Raw genomic sequence first — 1,316 nt, 5'->3', positions numbered from 1 at the left:
AGAGGTGCTGAACTCGGCGAAGACGCTGTCGTCTGAAAGCACGCGCCTGCGGGCCGAACTGGACCGCTTCATGGCGAATATCAGGGCGGCGTAGGCTCCCCCGCGTCACCTAACCGCAAGTTGCGGCGGCCCACATTTACCGCAGCTTATCCTTTGCCACTTACCGTGCATTTGAGTCGGGGAGCGGGCTGCTCCCGGACTGCGCCTGGTTTTCCGCGAATGGAATGGGGTGGGGGAATGTCCGTGAAGTCGAAGCCGAACACATCGAAGCTGCTCACCTTGCGTTTTCGTGCAAAAATTATCCTCGGCTTCGTGGCGGTGCTGGCCATCCTCGCCGTCAGCATGGCATTCGCCTATTTCGGCTTCGAGCGAATCGCGGGTGCCGTCGCCTCCTACCGGGCCAGTGTGGCCGAAGCAAACCTGGCGCGAACGATCGATCGCGATTTGATCAGCTATCAGGGGCTGACCCGGGCCTACGCGCTGACTGGCGCGGCGGACGACGAAACGGCGGCCAGGGCGGCCGAAGAGAATCTCAAGGCTGCGATCGCAAGGTCCATGTCTGCCACATCAGGCGCGGCGCGTCGCGAGCAGGTAGGCAAGCTCGAGGCCGAGTTCCAGCGCTTCACAAAGGTGTTCGGCGAGATCATCGCGCTGACGCGTGCGAACAGCAAGATCGCGACCGACGAGCTGAACAGCGTCGGCAACAAGATCCGTTTCAAGTTCGACGACCTCGCCGATACCGCGGCACTGGCTGGCCTGAACTCGGTCCAGACCACGGCCAAGGACATCACTTCGCAATATCTCGCGGTTTCCACCTCGGTCAGCGCTTTCGTTGCTAGGCCGGAGCCGAAGACCGCCGATGGCGTGGTCGCCCGCATCAAGTTTCTGGAGACGCTGCTGGTCTCGATCTACGCCAACGACCAGAAGATCACCGACCGCGTCACCGAGATCGGCAATTTGCTGAAGCAGTACCGCGCCTCCTTCGCAAAACTGTCGGAGAACGTGAAGGTCATCGTCAAGTCCAACGGCGAGATGACCAAGACAGCCGCGTCCATCCTCAGGCTCTCGGACGAACTGCGGTCGGACCTGTCGACCGATCAGCAGCGCATCGAGGCCAGCGCCAATGCGACCATCGGCGAGACCGAGCGGTTGATCCTGATGCTCGCGCTGGGTGGTCTTGCCATCGGCGCCGTGCTGGCCCTGATGCTCGGCAATGGCATCTCGCGTCCTATGATCGCAATGTGCAAGGCGATGCGCGAGCTGGCCTCGGGCAATTTCGACGTCGTGCTGCCGGGCCTTGGCCGCAAGGACGAGAT

1 pseudogene is annotated in these 1,316 nt (G+C 62.2%); it reads left to right on the top strand.

Going from position 1 to position 1,316, the window contains the following annotated elements:
* Positions 1-237: 237 nt before the first annotated feature.
* Positions 238-1,316, top strand: a pseudogene (locus tag ABIA96_RS36565) (methyl-accepting chemotaxis protein); the annotation flags it as partial.

It is taken from the genome of Bradyrhizobium sp. LB11.1, from assembly GCF_040549385.1.
GTDB lineage: Bacteria > Pseudomonadota > Alphaproteobacteria > Rhizobiales > Xanthobacteraceae > Bradyrhizobium.
This window is presented reverse-complemented; position numbering and strand designations above follow the sequence as displayed.